The organism is Ilumatobacter nonamiensis YM16-303, from assembly GCF_000350145.1.
In the GTDB taxonomy this organism is placed as follows: domain Bacteria; phylum Actinomycetota; class Acidimicrobiia; order Acidimicrobiales; family Ilumatobacteraceae; genus Ilumatobacter_A; species Ilumatobacter_A nonamiensis.
In genome coordinates this window covers 1-18,905 of sequence record NZ_BAOL01000009.1, presented here as the reverse complement: position 1 = coordinate 18,905, position 18,905 = coordinate 1, and the positions used below count along the sequence as shown (strand labels likewise).

General features: G+C 67.7%; 25 protein-coding genes. 8 read left to right on the top strand and 17 right to left on the bottom strand.

The window, feature by feature from the left end:
- From ON45_RS01535 to ON45_RS20825, 11 genes are all read right to left on the bottom strand, one after another.
- Positions 1 to 327 (bottom strand): uroporphyrinogen-III synthase (locus ON45_RS01535; RefSeq protein ID WP_206537619.1); only part of this gene is annotated, 327 nt, incomplete at its 3' end.
- 23 nt (positions 328 to 350) lie between these two features.
- Positions 351 to 1,241 (bottom strand): hydroxymethylbilane synthase, encoded by an 891-nt coding sequence (gene hemC, locus ON45_RS01530; RefSeq protein WP_051062250.1) that lies wholly within the window; start codon positions 1,239 to 1,241, stop codon positions 351 to 353.
- Between the two features lie 13 nt (positions 1,242 to 1,254).
- Positions 1,255 to 2,514 carry a glutamyl-tRNA reductase gene (locus ON45_RS01525; protein WP_051062249.1) on the bottom strand — a complete coding sequence of 420 codons (1,260 nt, stop codon included), beginning with the start codon at positions 2,512 to 2,514 and terminating at the stop codon, positions 1,255 to 1,257.
- Between the two features lie 12 nt (positions 2,515 to 2,526).
- The gene (locus ON45_RS01520; protein ID WP_051062248.1) at positions 2,527 to 3,231 is read right to left on the bottom strand and encodes a redox-sensing transcriptional repressor Rex; all 705 of its coding nucleotides are present in this window, start codon (positions 3,229 to 3,231) and stop codon (positions 2,527 to 2,529) included.
- A gap of 197 nt (positions 3,232 to 3,428) precedes the next feature.
- Positions 3,429 to 4,316, bottom strand: a complete 888-nt coding sequence (locus ON45_RS01515; protein WP_051062247.1) for an SAM hydrolase/SAM-dependent halogenase family protein — start codon at positions 4,314 to 4,316, stop codon at positions 3,429 to 3,431.
- A gap of 233 nt (positions 4,317 to 4,549) precedes the next feature.
- Entirely contained in the window at positions 4,550 to 5,338 is a 789-nt protein-coding gene (gene proC, locus ON45_RS01510; protein WP_040491302.1) for a pyrroline-5-carboxylate reductase, read from the bottom strand.
- Positions 5,339 to 5,477: 139 nt separating this feature from the next.
- The gene (locus ON45_RS01505; RefSeq protein ID WP_040491301.1) at positions 5,478 to 5,945 is read right to left on the bottom strand and encodes a YbjN domain-containing protein; all 468 of its coding nucleotides are present in this window, start codon (positions 5,943 to 5,945) and stop codon (positions 5,478 to 5,480) included.
- Entirely contained in the window at positions 5,942 to 7,228 is a 1,287-nt protein-coding gene (locus ON45_RS01500; RefSeq protein ID WP_148288473.1) for a glycosyltransferase, read from the bottom strand. The genes ON45_RS01505 and ON45_RS01500 overlap by 4 nt, the downstream gene beginning before the upstream one ends.
- Before the next feature lie 4 nt (positions 7,229 to 7,232).
- A complete protein-coding gene (locus ON45_RS01495) occupies positions 7,233 to 7,475 on the bottom strand; it encodes a MoaD/ThiS family protein (protein ID WP_040491299.1) in 243 nt (80 codons plus the stop codon).
- Positions 7,476 to 7,484: 9 nt separating this feature from the next.
- Positions 7,485 to 7,928, bottom strand: a complete 444-nt coding sequence (locus ON45_RS01490) for a MaoC family dehydratase (RefSeq protein ID WP_040491298.1) — start codon at positions 7,926 to 7,928, stop codon at positions 7,485 to 7,487.
- Positions 7,925 to 8,380 (bottom strand): hypothetical protein, encoded by a 456-nt coding sequence (locus ON45_RS20825; protein ID WP_051062244.1) that lies wholly within the window; start codon positions 8,378 to 8,380, stop codon positions 7,925 to 7,927. Before ON45_RS20825 ends, ON45_RS01490 begins: the two co-directional genes overlap by 4 nt.
- Positions 8,381 to 8,473: 93 nt before the next feature.
- Between ON45_RS20825 and ON45_RS01480 the strand changes: the two genes are divergently transcribed.
- Positions 8,474 to 8,713: a hypothetical protein gene (locus ON45_RS01480; RefSeq protein WP_148288472.1), complete on the top strand. Its 240-nt coding sequence runs from the start codon at positions 8,474 to 8,476 to the stop codon at positions 8,711 to 8,713.
- Positions 8,714 to 8,799: 86 nt separating this feature from the next.
- Positions 8,800 to 9,429 carry a peptidylprolyl isomerase gene (locus ON45_RS01475; protein WP_206537618.1) on the top strand — a complete coding sequence of 210 codons (630 nt, stop codon included), beginning with the start codon at positions 8,800 to 8,802 and terminating at the stop codon, positions 9,427 to 9,429.
- Between the two features lie 46 nt (positions 9,430 to 9,475).
- Here ON45_RS01475 and ON45_RS01470 read toward each other — a convergent pair whose 3' ends face one another.
- Positions 9,476 to 10,282 (bottom strand): tyrosine-protein phosphatase, encoded by an 807-nt coding sequence (locus ON45_RS01470; RefSeq protein ID WP_051062243.1) that lies wholly within the window; start codon positions 10,280 to 10,282, stop codon positions 9,476 to 9,478.
- Between the two features lie 217 nt (positions 10,283 to 10,499).
- Here ON45_RS01470 and ON45_RS01465 point away from each other — a divergent pair, with 217 nt between their 5' ends.
- Positions 10,500 to 11,564 (top strand): calcium/sodium antiporter, encoded by a 1,065-nt coding sequence (locus ON45_RS01465; RefSeq protein WP_051062242.1) that lies wholly within the window; start codon positions 10,500 to 10,502, stop codon positions 11,562 to 11,564.
- Positions 11,554 to 11,898, top strand: coding sequence for a helix-turn-helix transcriptional regulator (locus ON45_RS01460; RefSeq protein ID WP_241432130.1), 345 nt, complete (start codon positions 11,554 to 11,556; stop codon positions 11,896 to 11,898). The genes ON45_RS01465 and ON45_RS01460 overlap by 11 nt, the downstream gene beginning before the upstream one ends.
- Positions 11,899 to 11,930: 32 nt before the next feature.
- On the opposite strand, the gene ON45_RS01455 is transcribed toward ON45_RS01460, so the two are convergent.
- On the bottom strand, positions 11,931 to 12,749 hold the full coding sequence (locus tag ON45_RS01455; protein WP_040491295.1) for a siderophore-interacting protein: 819 nt from the start codon (positions 12,747 to 12,749) through the stop codon (positions 11,931 to 11,933).
- Between the two features lie 117 nt (positions 12,750 to 12,866).
- Here ON45_RS01455 and ON45_RS01450 point away from each other — a divergent pair, with 117 nt between their 5' ends.
- From ON45_RS01450 to ON45_RS01435, 4 genes are all read left to right on the top strand, one after another.
- Entirely contained in the window at positions 12,867 to 13,970 is a 1,104-nt protein-coding gene (locus tag ON45_RS01450; protein ID WP_040491293.1) for a siderophore ABC transporter substrate-binding protein, read from the top strand.
- 90 nt (positions 13,971 to 14,060) lie between these two features.
- Positions 14,061 to 15,077, top strand: coding sequence for an ABC transporter permease (locus ON45_RS01445; RefSeq protein WP_040491291.1), 1,017 nt, complete (start codon positions 14,061 to 14,063; stop codon positions 15,075 to 15,077).
- Entirely contained in the window at positions 15,077 to 16,093 is a 1,017-nt protein-coding gene (locus tag ON45_RS01440; RefSeq protein WP_173400684.1) for an iron chelate uptake ABC transporter family permease subunit, read from the top strand. The genes ON45_RS01445 and ON45_RS01440 overlap by 1 nt, the downstream gene beginning before the upstream one ends.
- A complete protein-coding gene (locus tag ON45_RS01435) occupies positions 16,090 to 16,848 on the top strand; it encodes an iron ABC transporter ATP-binding protein (RefSeq protein WP_040491289.1) in 759 nt (252 codons plus the stop codon). Before ON45_RS01440 ends, ON45_RS01435 begins: the two co-directional genes overlap by 4 nt.
- Positions 16,849 to 16,880: 32 nt before the next feature.
- On the opposite strand, the gene mnhG is transcribed toward ON45_RS01435, so the two are convergent.
- The 4 genes from mnhG to ON45_RS01415 all read right to left on the bottom strand — a co-directional run.
- The gene (gene mnhG / locus ON45_RS01430; RefSeq protein WP_040491288.1) at positions 16,881 to 17,219 is read right to left on the bottom strand and encodes a monovalent cation/H(+) antiporter subunit G; all 339 of its coding nucleotides are present in this window, start codon (positions 17,217 to 17,219) and stop codon (positions 16,881 to 16,883) included.
- Between the two features lies 1 nt (position 17,220).
- Positions 17,221 to 17,472 (bottom strand): MrpF/PhaF family protein, encoded by a 252-nt coding sequence (locus ON45_RS01425; protein ID WP_040491287.1) that lies wholly within the window; start codon positions 17,470 to 17,472, stop codon positions 17,221 to 17,223.
- Positions 17,469 to 18,158: a Na+/H+ antiporter subunit E gene (locus ON45_RS01420; protein ID WP_040491285.1), complete on the bottom strand. Its 690-nt coding sequence runs from the start codon at positions 18,156 to 18,158 to the stop codon at positions 17,469 to 17,471. Before ON45_RS01420 ends, ON45_RS01425 begins: the two co-directional genes overlap by 4 nt.
- Positions 18,155 to 18,905 (bottom strand): proton-conducting transporter transmembrane domain-containing protein (locus ON45_RS01415; protein WP_040491283.1); only part of this gene is annotated, 751 nt, incomplete at its 5' end. The genes ON45_RS01420 and ON45_RS01415, both read right to left, overlap by 4 nt.

Genomic DNA, 18,905 nt, shown 5'->3' with positions numbered 1-18,905 from the left:
TCGGTTGAACTCCTCGACCAGGATCTCGGCCAGCTGCCGTGCGGGAACCAGGTCGACCGGCCGTCCGGAGAGGTCGCCGAGCCGGCCCGCCGTGGCCGTACCGACTGCGGCGAGACGGACCCCGGGCCGACGGGCGGCCTCGGCTCCGACCCGGTCGGCTCCGGCGGCCGACGTGACCACGACCCAGTCCGGTCCGGACGCCCAACCGGCTTCGAGGTCGGCAGGATCAGCGTCGAGCACCTCGATGAGGGGGACGTGCACCACCGATGCGCCCGCTTCGTCGAGCAGTCGTCCGAGTTCGCCGCGCTGCTCTCGGGTCACCACCACGGTGCACCCACGCAGCGGCTGATTCACCCCAGGCGCTCCTGCAGGCGGTGTGCCGCCGAACGCGCTGCGGCCAGATCGGCACCATGGTCTGAACCGGCCGCCGACAACGCGACCACCTCGCTGACGGAGCGACCCTCCTCGGGGGCGGCCAGGAAGACGCGCAGTTCGTCGCCGTCGACATGACCCGCCACCGGCAGGGAACATCCGCTGCCCAGTTCGGCGAGGAACGCCCGCTCGACCTCGACACGGTGACGCGTCGGGGCATCGTCGACCGTGGCGAGCGCATCGAGGGTGGCCGTGTCGTCGCTTCGACACTCGACCGCCACGCACCCCTGACCCACGGCCGGGACGAACCGGTCGATCGGCAGGTTCTCGTCGATCCGGTCGGTCAGGTCGAGGATCTCCAGCGCGGCGCGAGCCATCACGATCGCCCCACCGTCCGGAATCTTGGACAGTCGAGTGTCGATGTTGCCGCGGAGCTCGACGAAACAGAGGTCGGGGCGCACGGCCGCCAGCTGGGCGCGACGTCGAACCGAACCCGACGCCACGGTTGCTCCTGCTTCGAGCCCGTCGAGCGTCGAGCCGACGAGCACGTCGTTGGGAGACCGCCGTTCGGTGTAGGCGCCGATCGTCAGACCGGCTGCAGGCTCCGACATGAGGTCCTTCGCCGAGTGCACCGCCAGGTCCGCCCGACCGTCGAGCACGGCTCGCTGGACCTCCTTCACGAAAACGCCTTGGCCGCCGATCGAATGCAACGGTACGTCCTGGCGCGCATCGCCCGACGTCTCGATCAGGACGAGCTGCACGGGGCGTCCGCTCGCCGCCGAGACGGCTTCGGCCACCACGTTCGCCTGACCGAGGGCTTGGCGGGACCCGCGAGTCGCGAGGCGCAGCGGGGAGGACTCGGGCGGCACGGAACGAACCGCCTCAGCCGAGGTCGAACAGGTCGCGCACCGCCGCGGCGTTGCGATCACCCTGCGGCGTGCCGGCACCGAGCTTCAACCGCACCGACGGCTCGTGCAACAGCTTCGACACGATCGCCTTCGTGAGTGCGTCGACCGCGTCCCGATCGGAGTCGGACAGCTCGGCGAGCCGTCCCGCGAACCGTTCGAGCTCGCTCGTGCGGACTTCGTCGGCGGCCCGTCGCATCGAGGCGACCAGCGGCGCGGCCTGACGCGAGGTCTGCTCGATCGCAAAGTTGTCGACCTCCTCGGCGACGATGCGCCGGACCAGCGCGGCCTCCTTGGCACGAAGCGCACGGCCGCGGTCGGCCCAGTCGCGCAGGTCGTCGAGATCGAGCACGGTGACGCCGTCGAGTTCGGCGACGTCGGGTTCGACATCACGCGGCACCGCGATGTCGATGATGTGCAGCGGTCGAGCCGAATCACCGCGCGCGTTGCGCAGCTTGTCGACCGTGATGACGGGCTCACCCGAACCGGTCGAGGCGACGACGACGTCGGCGGCGGACAGCGCCGCGTCGAGACGATCGAATCCCGAGGCCGAGCCGCCGACACGCTGAGCCAACGCGGCACCGCGCTCGGGTGATCGGTTGACGACGCAGATGTCGGCGCCGCCGGCCTTGTGGAGCGCGACGGCAACACCTTCACCCATCGAACCGGCACCGATCACGGCGACGTTGAGGCCACCGAGATCGCCGACGACGTCGCCGAGCATCTCGACCGCGGCGTGACTGACCGATGCGGTGCCACGGCCGATCGCCGTCTCGGTGCGCGCCCGCTTGCCCGTCTCGACGGCGGACCGCATGAGCAGGTTCATGCCCGAACGGGCCGCCGACTCGTCGAGCGCGACCTGCCAGGCGGTGCGGATCTGGCCAAGGATCTCGCCCTCGCCGATGACCGCTGAGTCGAGTCCGGCGGCAACGTCGAAGAGGTGCGTGACCGCCGCGTCGTCATGCTGGCTGAACAGGTGCGGGGTCAGCGCGTCGAGATCGAGTTCGCCGAGTTCGCACAGGAACTCCTGGGCGTCGGCGTAGGCGCCGTGGAAGCGCTCGGCGATGACGTACACCTCGGTGCGGTTGCAGGTCGACAGGACCACGGCTTCGCGGATCGTGTCACGCTGCGCCAGGCCGGACACCGCCTTCGGAAGGTCGTCGGGCGCGATGGTCAGGCGTTCGAGCAGCGACAGCGGTCCGCTGCGATGGTTGACGCCGACGACGAGGAGGGACATGACCCGACCAGCCTAGGCCGACGCACCACGTCGGCCATTGCCGGGAACCGCCTGCAGCTTCGTCACCCGGCGCGCGTTCACCCGCCGTTGCTCGTGATAGCTGAGGATCTGGAGTTCGACCGCGAGGTCGACCTTGCGGACGCTGATCCCGTGCGGCACGTTGATGATGTTCGGGGCGAAGTTCAAGATGCTCGTGATCCCGGCGGCGACGAGGCTGTCGGCCGCGCTCTGGGCGGCCTGGCCGGGGGTCGCGATGACCCCGATCGAGATCTCCTTGGTCTGCACGATCTCGGTGAGCTGATCGACGTGCCGGACGCGCACACCACCGACCACGCCGCCGATCTTCGAGGGATCGATGTCGACGACACCTCCGACGGGGAAGCCGCGCTCACCGAATCCGCCGTAGCCCGCGAGCGCCTTGCCGAGGTGTCCGGCGCCGACGATGACGACGTCCCAGTCGTGGGTCAGGCCGAGTTCCCGCTTGATCTGGAAGATCAGGAACTCCACGTCGTACCCCACGCCACGGGTGCCGTAGCTGCCCAGGTACGACAGGTCCTTGCGCACCTTCGCCGCGTTGACGCCGCCGAGTTCGGCGAGTTCCTCCGACGAGATGTTCGTCGTCCCGACGTCGAACTGATCGGACAGCAGCTTCAGGTAGATCGGCAGCCGTGCCACGGTCGCTTCGGGAATGCGTCGTCGAGTTCGCTGGCCAGCCACGGGTCCAACCTAGGACGCTTGTGCACACTTTCACAAAGACACTCAGCCGCATTTGTCGAGCTGTTACGAATGTCTCACCGCCGCGAGCGCCGGAGTCAGAGGCGGATCAGCGACACGATGCCCGCGATCAGAATCGCCGCGAGCAGCAGGCCGAGAGCAAGGGTGGTTGCAGGTCGCATCGCCCGAAACGCTAACGGCTACGACCGGCGGGCGGTGAGGTCGACGCGGACGGGCGGCGCGAACACCGCACCTTCGTCGAGGGCGGTGATCACGACCTGGTCGCCGTCGGCGAGGTCGAGTTCATCGGCAGCCGACCGCTGATCCATCGCCAAGGACAACATTCCGTTCGAGTCGACGACGAGGCCGATGGCTCCGGACGAGATCTCGGCGAACGAACGCACTCGGGCCACCGCACGGGTGACCCCACCCGTCGGGTCGGAAGGGGCGCTGCACCGGATCTCGAGGACCTCGCCGAAACCGGTCGGCAGGTCATCGGGTCCGACGTTCAGCTGCACGTTGCCGAACCGATCGGTCCACAACGCCTGCGCGATCACGGTCGCTTCGTCGATCTGCGGGAGCGGGACCACGCCGGGGAACAGCAGATCGGTGTCGACGGCGGGTCCGAGCTCGCTCAGATCGACACCGTTGCACAGATGCGCAGCGGCCGGGGCGAAGACGTCGCGGCCATCGAATGTCGCGCCAGGGGCCTCGAGCCGGTACTCGGGATTCGACAACTCCACGGCTCGGCCGGACCCGCCCGCCATCGCCACGGCCGGCGCGAGGACGCCGTTGTCGGGGCCGACCAGCACGCCTTCGCCATCCGCCACCTCGACCGCGATCCCACGACGACTGGTGCCGACCCCGGGGTCGACGACCGCCATGACGACACCGGACGCCACGTAGCTGATCGACCGCGCGAGGGCCAAGGATCCGGCCCGCACATCGAACGGGGCGACTCCGTGCGTCAGGTCGATGACCGTCGCGTGCGGAGCCAGTTCGCGGATGACGGAATGCACGACTCCGACGAACTCGTCGGCGGTGCCGTAGTCGGACAGAAAGGAGATCGTGTCGTACCGCCGGCTCATGATCGAATGGACGCTATCCCCGCCATGACATGGCCCCGGACGCGACGAGGGCTGATGCCAACCCCCCGATGGCACCAGCCCTGTCGGCGCTGTTCTCCGTCGTCACCGTGTCCAGCAGATGCTCGACTCGACGTCGGAGGAGAACGCGTCTCCACGAGGGACACGATAGGTGGCATTTCCCGGTGTGAAAAGGGCCACACGAAAAGATTTCCGGACGGATTGGACAGCGAGGCTCATCCCAGCTCTCGTGATCGGGCCGTTGCGGCGGCCACGGCATCGGCGACCACAGCGCGCAACCCGTGTGCGTCGAAGCGCTCGAGCCCGGCGGCTGTGGTCCCTCCCGGCGACGTGACATTGCGCCGGAGCTGGGCGGGGTCACCCTCCCGGGCGAGCAGCGTCGACGCCCCCAGCAACAGTTGGGCGACGACTCGTTGGGCGGTGTCCTCATCGAACCCCTCCGCAACCGCCGCGTCGACGAGTGCCTCGGCGAACAGGAACACGTACGCGGGACCCGAGCCCGCCACCCCGGTGAACGCGTCGAGCTGCGGTTCGTCGAACCGCTCGACGATCCCGACCGAACCCAGGATCGACTCCGCCCACGCCAGGTCGGCGTCGGTCGCCGCGGCACCGCCCGCGATCGCCGACGCGCCGAGCCCGACCAGCGCCGGCGTGTTCGGCATCGCACGCACCACGGCAACGTCGGGACCCGCCGCAGCGTCGAGCGTCGTGGTCGTCACCCCGGCTGCGATCGACAGGATGCGTCGAGCTCCGGCGGCCACCGTGGTGCGCACGGCGTCGGCGGCACCATCCGGCTTGACCGCGATCACCGCGGCGCCACAGGAGGGGACGTCGGCGACGACCTGGACACCGGGGAACAACCCCGTCAACTCGACGCGGCGCGCATCGATCCGCTCGACCACCGCGATCGACCCCGGCTCGAACTGCCCCGAGGAGATCATCCCCCCGAGCAGGGCAGCACCCATGTTTCCGCCGCCGACCATTGCCACGTCGATCTCATTCATCGCTGCCGACGGTACCGCGCCCGACCACGGGGAACCGCCCGGGCGAATGCGGGGAACCGACTCCCCCGAGATGCACCCGCCCGGGCATCGGTTCACGGGGTCGCCAGACGGCGAAACGGGAAACCGAAGGCCCGACTCCTCAGTCGTCGGCGGCGAAGCGGCTGGCGTAGCCGATGCGCAGCAACGCCTGGAACGTCTGCTCGACGGTCGCATACATGGTGCCGAGGATGCGATCGATGTGGTCTTTGTCGACCACCGAGGTCGGCAGCTCTCCGCGCAGGTACACCGCATCCTCCTCGCCGATCGAGAAGTGCGCTCCGACCAGGCGTTCGTTGCGGCGCAGCAGGTTCTCGTACAGCGTCTGCTCGTTCTCCTCGGGTGCCGGCATCACGTAGGTCTCGTAGCGCAGCATGCGCTGGCCGAGCGTGATCCACACCGTGGTGAACTCCTTGTCCTCACCGCGCATCCGCACGTACCAGCGGATGACGTCGTCCTCGCCGCGATCGACCGCGACGATGTGGTCGTATTCGGCGTGGAGCTCACCGATCCACTCATCGATGCAACGTTCGATCACGACGAGTTCGCTGCGGTCGGGAGGGTTGCTCATCGCGCTCCCTGTGCGGCGAGCACGTCCTCGACGACGAGCGGGGCGGTGCAGTCGACGAGCGGCGAGGTCGCCAGATCGTCGTAGAGCGAGCGCAGCCGCGCCGCAGCGGCGTGCCAGGTGTACCGGGAGGCACGCTCGCGAGCGGCGACACCCATGGCCTCACGCAGATCGGGATCGTCGAGGATCTCGGCCATCGCCGCGCCGTAGTCGACCGGGTTGCGGCCCTCGATCAGCCGACCGGTGATGCCGTCGTCGACCAGACTCAACAAGCCGCCGACCGCACTCGCGACGACCGGCGTTCCGCATGCGGCGGCTTCGAGAGCGACCAGGCCGAAGCTCTCGGAACGACTCGGCACGATCACGATGTCGGCGGCGCGGTAGTAGCTCGACAGCACGTGGTGCGGCTGTGGCTCGACGAACTGAACCCAGTCGTGGAGATCGAGTTCGTCGACGAGGTCGTGCGCACGGTGGGTTTCGAGGTCGCCCTCCTCGCCGCTCGCTCCGCCGACGATGATCAACGACGCGTCCCGATGGCCGCGTCGGTGCAGATCGGCGAGCGCCTGGATCGCCACGTCCGGACCCTTCAGGGGTTGGATCCGTCCCACGAACACGATCAGCGGCCCATCGCCGGGCATCTCGATCGCCCCGCGCGCGCCGTCGCGCGCACCGGGCGCGAAGAACGCATGCTCGACGCCGGGAGCGACGATCTCGATCCGGCCACGCGGGTCGCCGTAGAGCCGCCGGAACTGCTCCTCCTCCTCGACACAACTCACGCAGACCGCGTCGGAACAGCCGATGATCTCGGCTTCGGCACGATCGCGCCATTCCGGTTCGGGGTCGCCGCCCTCGGCCTTGACCCGGGCCAACGTGTGGAACGTCGACACGAACGGCACATCGAGCGCGTGCTTGAGATGGTGTCCGACGACACCGCTCAACCAGTAGTTGCCGTGGATCACATCGGGTGGCCCGTTCTGACGGAACCACTCCATCACGCCGTGACAGAACTGGTCGGAGATGTCGGCGAGCGCCTCCTTGGGGAGGTGGTGCGGTCCGGCCTCGATGTGCACGACACGATGGTTCGGCTCGACGAAGACCTCGGGTTCGAGGCCCTCCCGGTCGGCGCGGGTGAAGGTGACGCACTCGACACCGGTCTGCGAGAGCGCCGAGACCAGTTCGCGCACATAGACGTTCATGCCGCCACTGTCGCCGGAACCCGGCTGCAGGAGCGGTGAGGTGTGCAGCGAGATGATCGCCACGCGTCGGACCGGTCGATGGGTCGTCACGCAGTCACACCGCTCCACCGGAGACTGGTGGCAGCACCGCGAGCTCGTCGTCCGGACCGATGGCGGCGCCGCGGTCGAGTTCGTCGCCGTTGACCCACACCCGGCAGGTCGCCAGGACCTCGGCGAAGCGATCGCCGTAGCGGTCGACGGCCGAGTCCAGCACGTCGGCCACGGTGTCGCCGTCGATCACGTCGGTGCCCGTCCCCGCGGCTTCGCGGGCCGACGCGAAGAGTCGCACTCGTGCCACGAGCGCAATCTACTGGGAGGTGTCGTCGATGTCGCCGCCGATCGCGACCACGGCCGTGCCGACCATCACCACGTCCTCGGCGACGCCATCTCCACGATCGAGGCGGATGTCGCAGTGCGCGCGCTGCCGGCCGTCGACCTCGTCGATCGCGGTGACCGTGCCGCGCGCAACGAGGTGATCGCCCTCGAACACCGGCTGGGTGAACCGGACGTTCAGACGACGGATGCTCGACGGCCCCTGCCACGCCATCAACATGTTGGTCGCGTACGACAGGTTGAGCGGCCCCTGGTTGATCACCCGGTCGAAGCCGAGCGGGCGGATCGCCTCGTGGTCCCAGTGCACCTCGTAGGGATCGCGCAGGATCGCCGCCATCGTCTTCATCCGCTGCGGGTCGACGAACGCCATGGTCCACGGAGGGATCTCGGTGCCGATCTCGACCGCCGCCTGACTCATCGCCGGATCCTCCAGTGGTTCGTGATCCGGGCCGTGAGTACACCGTCGGGATCGGTCAGGTCGATCGAGTACACGAACCGGTCCGCGATCGCTCCGGAGTCGGAAACCATCCGTTCCACCTCGGTGATCGAGCCTTCGACTCGGTACTCGACCCCTTCGCGCATCGGTGTGAAGTACTCCCAGTCGTAGCCATCGAGCCCGACCGATCCCGCGCCCTGCGCACCGCTGATCTCGAACAGTTCGGCGATCGACGTGCCCGCTCCCTGGATCGGGACGTGGAACAGCGCGATCGGGTGGACGAGACCATCGGGCAATTGCTCGAACCCGGTGCAGTCGGTGAGCAGCCAGTTCTCCCAGTGTTCGATGGTGCGCGTGCCGCCGGGAAACCGCTGCCCGACCAGCGCGTGCAACTCGTCCTCGGTCATCGCCGCGCCGGTGGAGGAATCGCTCATCGGCCGCGACGGTACGGCGTGACGCCCGGCCGGGACGAGCCGCGACGGGGTCGCCTTCGTGGCGGACCGGTCTGGCGATATCCTGACGCCACTGTGGGTACCGCCAAACGAGAACGACAGAAGGCCAACAAGGCAATGCGCGAGCAGGAGCTCGCACGGAAGCAGACCCGGTCACGCACGATCCGGATCGGCCTGATGGTCGCGGCCGCGATCGTCGCTGTCTTCGTGCTCGTGGTCATCGCCGGGCGCTTCATCGACGACGAGGACACCTCCGATTCGTTCGCCCCGACGGCACCGATCACCGTCGTCGCCGACACGTCCGCGACGGCATAGTGCGCCGCACTCCGACGTTTGCCGCGGCCTTCGGCGCGCTCGCTCTGCTGATGGCAGCGTGCGGTGGAAGCGACGATTCCGGTCCCGTGACCGCACCGCCGGAGGAATCGGCGCCGGTCGACGACATCGAGGAATCGGAGACACCGGCGGCTTCGGCCGAGGACTGCCCACCCGTGGACGGAACCGACACCGTCACGCAGCAGTTCGATGCCGAGCCACCGTTCTGCCTCGATCCCGACACCACCTACTCCGCCGTGCTGACCACGTCGTCGGGCGACGTCACGATCGAGTTCGACCAGGACGCGGCCCCGCTGGCCGTCAACAGCTTCGTGTTCCTCGCCCGGAACAACTACTTCGACGACACGATCTGCCACCGTGTCGTGGCGGACTTCGTCGTGCAGTGCGGCGACCCGACGGGCACCGGAACCGGTGGACCCGGCTATCTCTTCGACGATGAACTCCCCGCGCCCGGGAGCTACGAGGTCGGCTCGGTGGCGATGGCACACATCCCACAGCCCGACACGAACGGCAGCCAGTTCTTCATCATCAGCGGGCCGAGCGGTGTCGCACTGCCGCCGGAGTACAGCCTCTTCGGCCAGGTCCCCGACGAATCACTCCCGGTCGTCGATGCGATGAACGCGCTGGCTCCGACCGACGGTAGCCAGGTCCCGACGGAAGAGATCCGCATCCTCGACGTCGAGATCATCGAGAGCTGATCGCGCCGCAGCCCAGACCGCGCGAGCGACGCTGCCGGCGGGAGGTTCAGACGGTGACCGCGTCGGCCATCTCGGCGAGCAACGCCTGGCCGATCCCGATGGTCGAGAGATAGCCGCGCACCGACCCGTACTCCTCGGTCATCGTGTCGAGGATGTTCCGCATCGCCTGTGGCTTCGACGCCAGCATGAACGACGGGGTCTCGCCCATCCGGTCGGCCATCTCGGGATGGTTCGCCATCACCCAGTCGCGCATCCGCACCATCGCGGCCTCGGTCAGTGCGTAGTCGGCGACGATCGCCTCGTGGTCCACACCGAGTCCTCCGAGGATCAACGCGGCGAGCACGCCGGTGCGATCCTTCCCGGCCGCGCAGTGGAACACCGCGGGAGCGGCGCCGGGCACCGCAAGGACCTGGAACGCGTTGGCGAACCGGTCGGCACCCTGGATCAGCATGTCGGAGTACGCCCACGTGAGGAACTCGACGGCGCCGGCCTCGGTGTCGTCGACGTCGGGGATGTCGGCGATCTGCCACGTCGCGTCGATGATCGGCAGGTGATGGAAGGCCACCGGGTACTTCTCCAGCGGGAACCGTCCGTGCTGTTCGAACTCGGGCGCCGAGCGGAGGTCGACCACCGTACGGATGCCGAGCGCATCCAGGACGTCGAGGTCGCTGTCGGTGAGCCGGAACAGACCATCGGCGCGGAAGAGTCGGCCCCAGCCCACCATGCGTCCGTCGTCGGTCGCGTAGCCACCGAGATCGCGGAAGTTGTGGACGGCGTCCAAGGGGACCAACCGCTGCGGATCGTCGACGACGTCGAGCGAGGCGCGGGTCGGGTTCATCGTGCTGGCAACCATGACCGGCAAGGTACCGAGCGATCGGCGCGACCGATTGAACGGCGCGTGAACTGACGCCGGTGATCGGTCACAGGCAACCGTCACATCGGGCAGTCCGCGGCGACGCCGTCGGCCGACCCGGTATTTCTATTCCCTGATAGCTATTTCAGGGAGTAGGTCTTAGCGTGCCCGTCATCATGCCGACCCTCCTGCCGACCCGTCGACGACAGCGCCGCTGATGGTCATCGCCTCCCTCACACTGCTCGGAGGTTTGATCGGCCTCGTCGCCACCGGCGCGGCGATCGTGCACGGAGCGTCGAGAATCGGACTTCGGCTCGGGCTGCCTCCACTCGTCGTCGGCCTCACCATCGTCGCCGCCGGAACCAGCGCTCCCGAGCTCGCGGTCACCTGGCTCGCCGCCGCCGAAGGCGACCCGAGCCTCGCGCTCGGCAACGTCGTCGGCTCGAACATCGCCAACATCCTGCTGGTGTTGGGGCTCGTGGCCGTCATCGGCGTGATCCCGATCAGCCGCCGTGCCCGCACGATCGAGTTCCCGTTCATGATCGGCGCGTCGATCCTCACCGCGGCACTCGCTCTCGACGGTCACATCTCGCGCACCGACGGGTTCATCCTCGTTGCGATCCTCGTGGTCTACCTCGTGTGGGTGGTCCGTGATGCCCGCCGCCCCGGCTCGAGCGCGGCGACCGACGAGATCGCCATGGAGATGCCGGACGGACGCCAGACGCTGCTCGCCATCGGCACGTTCATCGTCGGAGCCGTCGGCGTGGCGGTCAGCGCCCAGTTCGTCGTGAACGGAGCGGAGGACATCGCACTCGAACTCGGGGTCCCCGACCTCGTGGTCGGTCTGACCGTGCTCGCGATCGGTACGTCGGCACCGGAAGTCGTCACGTCGGTGATCGCGGCGATCCGTGGTGAGCGTGAGGTCGCCGTCGGCAACGCGATCGGGTCCAACGTGTTCAACTTGCTGTTCGTCCTCGGCGTGGTGAGCGCCACCCAGACGGATCTCCCCGTCGCCGACGAGCTGATCCGACTCGACTTCCCCGTCATGATCGCGGTGGCGCTGCTCTGCATCCCGTTCGCGATCACCGGTGCGGGCATCACGCGCTGGGAGGGAATCGCGTTCCTCGCGTTGTACGCCGCGTATCTGACCTACCTCGTGCTCGACGCGACCGAGAGCGGAGCGGCAGCAGCGTTCGGCATCACCACGCTCGTCGTCGCCGTTCCGACGATCGCGGCGGGTGCCGTCTTCGAACTCCGACGGGATCGAACCCGTGGCCCGTGACCCCGCCGCTGCCGCCGGGCCCGCCGATGCGGACGACGCGCTGTCGGATCCCCAGCTCGACATTCCTGCTTGGACGTTCCTGACCAACCATGCGCACGTCCTGCTCTCGATCGCCCGTGATCCGGAGCTCCGACAACGCGACATCGCCCACGTCGTCGGTATCACCCCGGGAGCCGTGGTGCGGATCCTCCACGAACTCGAGGACAACGGCTACGTCTCGGTCGAGCGAGTCGGACGGCGGAACCGCTACCAACTCGACCTCGACGCAACGCTGCGCCATCCGCTCGATGCGCACCACACCGTCGGCGATCTGATCGCCGCTCTCGCCGACTGATCCTGCCCACCGTTCCGGCCGGCGTCGATCGCTCAGTCGGAATGAGGTTCCTGGTGATCCGCGGTGCCCGCCTTCCAGTAGGCACGGGTCTCGATCCACTCCTCGGCCACGCCCCGCTCGTCGCGCAGGTGGCGTCGCACGCGCTGCACGGAGTCGAATCCGCCTGCCGCCCAGAAGAACGTGTCCACCGTCGACAGATCGGCCGCAGCAAGCGCATCGACCAGCGCCGGAACCCCGTCCGCGCTGTCCCGGTCGCGGGACACCCACGTGACCGCGACATCACCCTCGGACCACAGCTCCCGCTGTTCGTCGAGGTTCGCCACCTCGACGAACACGCTGATCGACATCGTCGGGCGGGCACCGTGGAGCCAGTTGTCGATCGCCGGGAGCGCGGTTTCGTCGCCGCACAACACGAGTGACTCGATGTCGACGCTCAACACGTGGGAGCCCCGCGGGCCGGCCACCCCGACGACGTCGCCGACGCGCGCCTGCTCCCAGGCCCATCGACTCGCGAGCCCATGAGGATGCCTCACGATGTCGAGTTCGAGTACCCCCTCGCTCAGACGGTGATGCCGCGGCGTGTAGTCCCGCGCGATGAACGACGTGGCGCGGGTCGGGTCACGAACGATCCCCTGCGGGCCGAGTTCGGGCACCTCTGCCCGTCGTCGTCCCGCTGCCGGGAAGAAGACCTTGACGTGGTCGGCGGGGCCGTCGCTGCGGAATCCATCCAGCGCGTCACCCTCGAGCGACACCCGAATGAGGCGGGGTGTCGGTCGATCGAGCGCAGTCACCTCGAGCATCCGCATCGTCAGGTCGTGATGGATCGTTGTCAGGTGCGGTGTGGTGGTCACGTCGACTCCTCGTGCTCGATCCGACGATGATCTCGCCCGGTCGATTAGGCATCCTTCCAGTTGGACTGTATTGTCCGCAACTTCAGTTGTTAGGAACCCTTAACTCCACGAGGAATCATGAAACTCACCACCCGCACCCGCATGACCGCACCGCTGATCGCAGCATGCGCCGCCCTCACACTGGCCGCCTGTGGCAGTGACGACGACGCCGCTGCCGAACCGGCAACATCGGAGGAAACCGAGACGACCGCTGCGGCCGAGCCGACCGAGACCGCAGAGACGGCAGAGGCGGCAACGACCGAGGCCGAGCCGACCGAGGAGGAACCCACGGACAGCGCCGCCGACGAGGCCGGCGACGCAACGGTGACGATCGTCGACGCGCAGGAGCGTTCGGTCGATGTTCCCGTCGATCCGGAGACCGTCGTCGTGATGGACTGGAGCGCGATCCGGACGCTGACCGACTTCGGCGTCGAGGTCGACGGTGCCCCCGAAGCGGTCGGCACCCTTCCGGACGACCTCGCCCCGGTCGCCGACTCTGCCGCAGTGGTCGGCACGTTGTTCGAGCCCGACTACGAGGCGATCAGCGCCCTCGAACCCGATCTGATCATCGTGGGATCACGGAGCGGCACTCCCGAGGTCGTCGCCGAGATGGAGCGGATCGCTCCCGCCGTGATCGACATGACGGTGCATTACGAGAACGCGGAGGAGCAGGTTCCGCAGTTCGTCGAGCGGGTCGAGCAACTGGCGAGCATCTTCGGGGTCGAGGAGGAAGCAGAGGTTCGTCTCGACGCGATCGAGCAGGGCATCGCCGACACTGCAACCCAGGCCGAGGCCAGCGGACTCGAAGCGATGTTCGTCCAGGTGAGCGGTGGAACCGTCGGCGCATACGGGCCCGGATCGCGGTTCGGCATCGTCTACGACGACTTCGGTTTCGCACCGACCGCCGCTCCGGTCGACGAGGAGGGCTCGCACGGCCAGGAGATCAGCCAGGAGTTCTTCGTCGAATACAACCCCGGCGTGATCTTCGTCCTGGACCGGAGCAAGACGATCGGTGAGGACGCGAGCCCCGCACTCGAGGTGCTCTCCAACGGTCTCGTCGACACGACCGACGCGGCGGCGAACGACAACATCGTCGAGGTCGACGGATTCTCGTGGTACATCGCCACCTACTCGCCGACCTCGTTCGAGCAGATGATCGCCGACGCGCAGTCGGTGCTCTGACCGGTCGGAACCTCGCCTCATGAGGAGCCGCCGCTTCGGGTGTTCCCCCGCCCGAAGCGGCGCCTTCCCATTCCCCCGCCCGCGAACCACATGACCACCTCGACACGCGACGACGCCCCCACGACCAGCCGAGATCGTCGCGCCCGTTCACGCCGCACTCTGATCGTCAGCTCGTCGGTCCTCGCGATCGCATCATTGCTGTCGCTGTTCGTCGGCGTCGTGAACGTCGCCCCGTGGAGCATCTTCGAGGCGGACACCGATGCCTACCGGGCGCTCGTGATCGCCCGGATTCCGCGGCTGATCGCCCTGCTGCTCGCAGGATCCTCGCTCGCGGTCGCCGGGGTGATCATGCAGCAGGTCACGCGCAACCGGTTCGTGTCCCCGACCACAGCGGGCACCGTCGAATCGGCGGTGCTCGGCATCGTGCTCGCCACGATGTGGTTCCCCGCGAACTCGCTGCTCGTGCGGATGCTCGTCGCGATCGCGACGAGCCTGCTCGGAACCTTCGTGTTCATCCGCATCCTGCGGCGGATTCGCATCGTCGACATCATCGTCGTCCCGCTGTTGGGGTTGATGTTCGCGGCAGTGGTGTCGGCGATCACCGTGTTCCTCGCGTACCGCTACGACCTCCTGCAGCTCGTCGACACGTGGACGACCGGGTCCTTCTCCCGCGTCCTCCGCGGTCGCTACGAACCGTTGTACGCAGTTCTGATCGGCGGCGTCGTGGCCTATGTGTTCGCGGCGCGCTTCACCGTCGTCGGAATGGGAGAGAACTTCGCCGTCAACCTCGGCATCAACTACCACTTCGTGTTGAACCTCGGACTGGTCATCGCGTCCGTCAACACGGCGGTGGTCGTCGTGGTCGTCGGTGCGATCCCGTTCCTCGGGTTGATCGTCCCCAACGTGATCTCGATGTGGGCAGGCGACAACCTCCAGCGAACGCTTCCGTTGACCGCGTTGGCCGGTGCCGGTTTCGTCCTGGTGTGCGACGTGCTCGGACGGGTGGTCCGCCGACCGTACGAGATCCCCACCGGGACGATCGCCGGCATCGTCGGCGCGGTCGTGTTCATCGCCTTGATCCTGCGCGCACGGACGGACCGAACCTGATGTCGACGACCGCGACCGTCGGCCGCCCGGCCGGACCCGTCGTCGACTCCATTCGACGCGTCCGACGCTGGCCGATCAGCGTCCGCCTCGGAATCATGGCCTCCATCGCGGTGGGCGTCGCACTCACGTATCAGTTCGCGCTCGTGACGGGTGCATGGGACTACGCGATGAGCCTTCGCTTCCGTCAGCTCGTCGCGCTGGCAACCGTCGGTGCGGGCACCGGTGTCGCGACGGTGATGTTCCAGACCGTCACCCACAACCGGATCCTGACTCCGGGCGTGATGGGGTTCGATGCACTGTTCCGGCTGGTCCAGACGATGTTCGTGTGGTTCTTCGGCTCGGCGATCCTGGTCGACCTCGACGTCCGCGTGCGGTTTCTCGTCAACGCCGGAGTGATGACCATCTTCGGGCTCCTGCTGTATCGGTGGATCCTGCGTCGCACGACCCGCGACCTGTTCGTCCTGGTGCTGATCGGCATCGTCCTCGGGACGCTGTTCGGGAGTCTCACCCTGTTCGCCTCACGGCTGCTGAGTCCCGACGACTACCTCACCGTGCAGGACCTCGTGTTCACGAGCTTCAACACGATCGACCCGCAACTGCTGACGATCACCGCCATCGTGACCGTCCTCGCGATCGGCGCGGCGGTTCCGCTGTTCCGCCAGTTGGACGTGGTGACGCTCGGTCGGGACAACGCGATCACGCTGGGTCTCGACTACCGGCGAGTGGTCGACCGCACGCTGATCATCGTGACCGTGCTGGTGGCCACATCGACCGCGCTGGTCGGACCGATGACCCTCATCGGGCTGATCGTCGCCAACCTCGCCCGCCAACTGCTGCCGACCTTTCGCCACAGTGTGTTGGCCACGGGATCGGCCTTGATCGGTGTGATCGTGACGATCGGCGGGCAGTTCCTCGCGGCGCGGATCTTCGACTTCACCACCACCTTGACCGTCTGCGTGAACTTCGTCGGCGGCGTGTACTTCATCTGGCTGTTGATGCGGGAGGCCAAGCTGTGATCCGGACCGAACACCTGACGAAGTCGTACGGGCCGACGCGTGTGCTCGACGACGTCAGCATCTCGCTGCTCGAGGGCAAGCTGACCGCCATCGTCGGCGCCAACGGGGCCGGGAAATCGACCCTGCTGTCGATCATCTCCCGGCTGCTCGACGCCGACGCCGGCACCGCGCACGTCGATGAACTCGATCTCGCCACCGCGAAGAGCGAGGAGGTCGCGCGGCGCCTCGCGGTGCTCCGCCAGGACACCCACATGACGTCGCGGCTGAGCGTGCGCGAGCTCGTGTCGTTCGGTCGCTTCCCGCACTCCGGCGGACGACTGACCGCCGAGGACGACCGCATCATCGCCCAGTCACTCGACTTCTTCGAGCTGGGCGATCTCGGCGACCGGCACCTCGACCAGCTGTCGGGCGGTCAGCGTCAGCGCGCGTTCGTCGCACTCGCCCTCGCGCAGGACACGCCCTACGTGCTGCTCGACGAGCCGTTGAACAACCTCGACATGCGCCACTCGGTACGGATGATGCGCCACCTCCGAGGGCTCGTCGAACAACTGAACAAGAGCGTGGTGATCGTGATCCACGACCTCAACTTCGCGGCCGCGCACGCCGACCACATCGTCGCCCTGAAGGACGGCCGGATCATCGAGGAGGGCCGACCGGTCGACGTGATGACGGCGCCGATCCTCGAGAAGATCTACGAGTTGCCGATCGACATCCACGTCATCGACGGCATCCCCTACGCGATCTACTTCCGCTGACGTGCAAACGGGGGTCCGACCCCGGTCGGCACCTACTGCGCGGCGTCCTGGTCGCGGCGGAGTTCGTCGACGCCGTCCTGGCGAACGTCGACGCGAAGGTGCACGGCGCGGGCGGCGAGGTGCGTTCCGACGGGTGACGTCAGGAGCTGGAGGATCGCGACCAATGTGAGCGTCATCACGGCGTTGAACGTACGGATCTGGAGCGCCGCGCCGATCGTCACCAGCACGAGGCCGAGCGTGGGGCTCTTCGCTGCGGCGTGCATCCGCGAGAACGGATCGCGGAACTTGTGCACACCGATCGCCGCGAGCAACGCGAAGAGCGCACCCACGACCATCGCGATCCCGCCGACGAAATCGAGGAACGAGCCCACGTCAGCTCCCCCGCCGTTCGATGAAGCGCGCCAGGATCGCGGTTCCGACGAACCCGCCGAGCGCAACGATCAGGACCGTGCTCTCGACGACTCCGCTGTCGGGACGGGCCGAGGCGATCGTCACTCCGATCACGATGGTCGACACGAGACCGTCGACCGAGATGACGCGATCGGAGAGCGCCGGCCCGCGCAACATCCGCGCCACGAACAGGAGGGCAGCGATGCAGGTGATGGCGAGCGCAGCGTTGTTCATGGCGTGTCGATCCCGGTGTCGTTCGCCGCGTCAGGGCGAGGGCGGTCGTGGGCGGCGCGACGAGTCGATTGGACCAGGGTTTCGTGCGCGACGAGGTCTGCCTGCGCCAGATCGCGATCCGTGTCGGATCCGAATGCCTTCAACGCGAGCGCTTCGAGCTGCAGCACCTGGAGTCGGACCGCCTCGACGTCCTCGCCGTAGATGCAGTGGACGTAGAGCGTCGCTCCCGCCGTCGTCTCGTCGATGATGCCGTCGCCGTCGATGTCGATGTCACTGCGATCGTGTCGCCACACGTCGACGGTCATCGTTCCCGGCGTCAGGGTGATCGAGTTGGCCACGAGGTTGACCACGGCGTCGGAGCCACCTCGGATCGGAACCGCGACGATTGCGGTGTGCGTGCCGTCGCCGGGGGTGAGGATCTCCACCGCCAGCCGGATGTTCGACAGGACGAGCTGCCAGATCAACGTGACCACGTAGACGAACGCGGCGATCGGACGGAAGTAGGTCGTCTGCTGGGTGGGCGGCTCCAACCGCGCGAAGAGGACGACTCCGGCGCCCACGGCGAGACCGCCGAGCACGTTGGCCCAGCTCACCTCGCCCCACAACATGACCCAGAGCACGGTCAGCCAGAGCATGATCGCCGGGGCGCGCAGCACGTTCGCGGGGGTTCGCAGCAGCCGCTTCATCGGTCACCACCGCCCAGCACGGCTTCGATGTAGGCCGCGGGGTGCACCAGGTCATTGCCGGCGCGTTCCGCGAGTTCGTAGATCGGACCGGCGAACACGACGTACGCGATCGAGAGCACCACGGTGAGCCCGGTGGCGAGCACCATCAGCGACGGGCCGGCGTTCGTCACGCCCTCGTCGCGTGGCGTCGCCGACTCGGCCTCACCCCAGAACACGCCCGCCCAGATCTTGGTCATCGAGAACAACGTGAGCAGGCTGACGAGCAACGCGACGGTGACGATCATCCACTGCGACGAGTCGGCACCGGCGTCGAGCAGTGCGAACTTTCCGGCGAATCCCGACGACGGCGGGAGCCCGGCGAGCGAGAGTGCGGGTACCGCGAAGAGTGCGGCGATGATCGGCGCGCTCCGCACCACCCCACCGACGCGCGAAATGCGGCTCGTGCCGAAGTGACGGTCGATCAGGCCGGCGACGAGGAACAGGTTGGTCTTCACGAGGATCGTCTGAACGATGTAGAACACGACGGCGCTGACGCCGGCCACGGTGAACAGACCGAGCCCGAAAATCATGTACCCGATCTGGCCGACGATGTGAAACGACAGCACCCGTTTCAGATCGTCCTGCGCGAGTGCGCCCAGCACACCGACCAGCATCGTGAGCCCGCCGATCACGAGCAGCACGGTCCCCTGCTGCGACTCGGGTGGGAACATCAGCGTCTGGGTGCGGATGATCGCGTAGACGCCGACC

Excerpts from the sequence above, each read along its gene's own strand:
- ON45_RS01505 (WP_040491301.1), bottom strand. The coding sequence starts at position 5,945 with ATGAGCAACCCTCCCGACCGCAGCGAACTCGTCGTGATCGAACGTTGC.
- ON45_RS01445 (WP_040491291.1), top strand. The coding sequence starts at position 14,061 with ATGACCACCTCGACACGCGACGACGCCCCCACGACCAGCCGAGATCGT.
- ON45_RS01420 (WP_040491285.1), bottom strand. The coding sequence starts at position 18,158 with ATGAAGCGGCTGCTGCGAACCCCCGCGAACGTGCTGCGCGCCCCGGCG.
- ON45_RS20825 (WP_051062244.1), bottom strand. The coding sequence starts at position 8,380 with ATGAGCGATTCCTCCACCGGCGCGGCGATGACCGAGGACGAGTTGCAC.
- ON45_RS01425 (WP_040491287.1), bottom strand. The coding sequence starts at position 17,472 with ATGAACAACGCTGCGCTCGCCATCACCTGCATCGCTGCCCTCCTGTTC.
- ON45_RS01450 (WP_040491293.1), top strand. The coding sequence starts at position 12,867 with ATGAAACTCACCACCCGCACCCGCATGACCGCACCGCTGATCGCAGCA.
- ON45_RS01440 (WP_173400684.1), top strand. The coding sequence starts at position 15,077 with ATGTCGACGACCGCGACCGTCGGCCGCCCGGCCGGACCCGTCGTCGAC.
- ON45_RS01465 (WP_051062242.1), top strand. The coding sequence starts at position 10,500 with ATGGTCATCGCCTCCCTCACACTGCTCGGAGGTTTGATCGGCCTCGTC.
- ON45_RS01515 (WP_051062247.1), bottom strand. The coding sequence starts at position 4,316 with ATGAGCCGGCGGTACGACACGATCTCCTTTCTGTCCGACTACGGCACC.
- proC (WP_040491302.1), bottom strand. The coding sequence starts at position 5,338 with ATGAATGAGATCGACGTGGCAATGGTCGGCGGCGGAAACATGGGTGCT.
- ON45_RS01470 (WP_051062243.1), bottom strand. The coding sequence starts at position 10,282 with ATGGTTGCCAGCACGATGAACCCGACCCGCGCCTCGCTCGACGTCGTC.
- ON45_RS01525 (WP_051062249.1), bottom strand. The coding sequence starts at position 2,514 with ATGTCCCTCCTCGTCGTCGGCGTCAACCATCGCAGCGGACCGCTGTCG.
- ON45_RS01490 (WP_040491298.1), bottom strand. The coding sequence starts at position 7,928 with ATGAGTCAGGCGGCGGTCGAGATCGGCACCGAGATCCCTCCGTGGACC.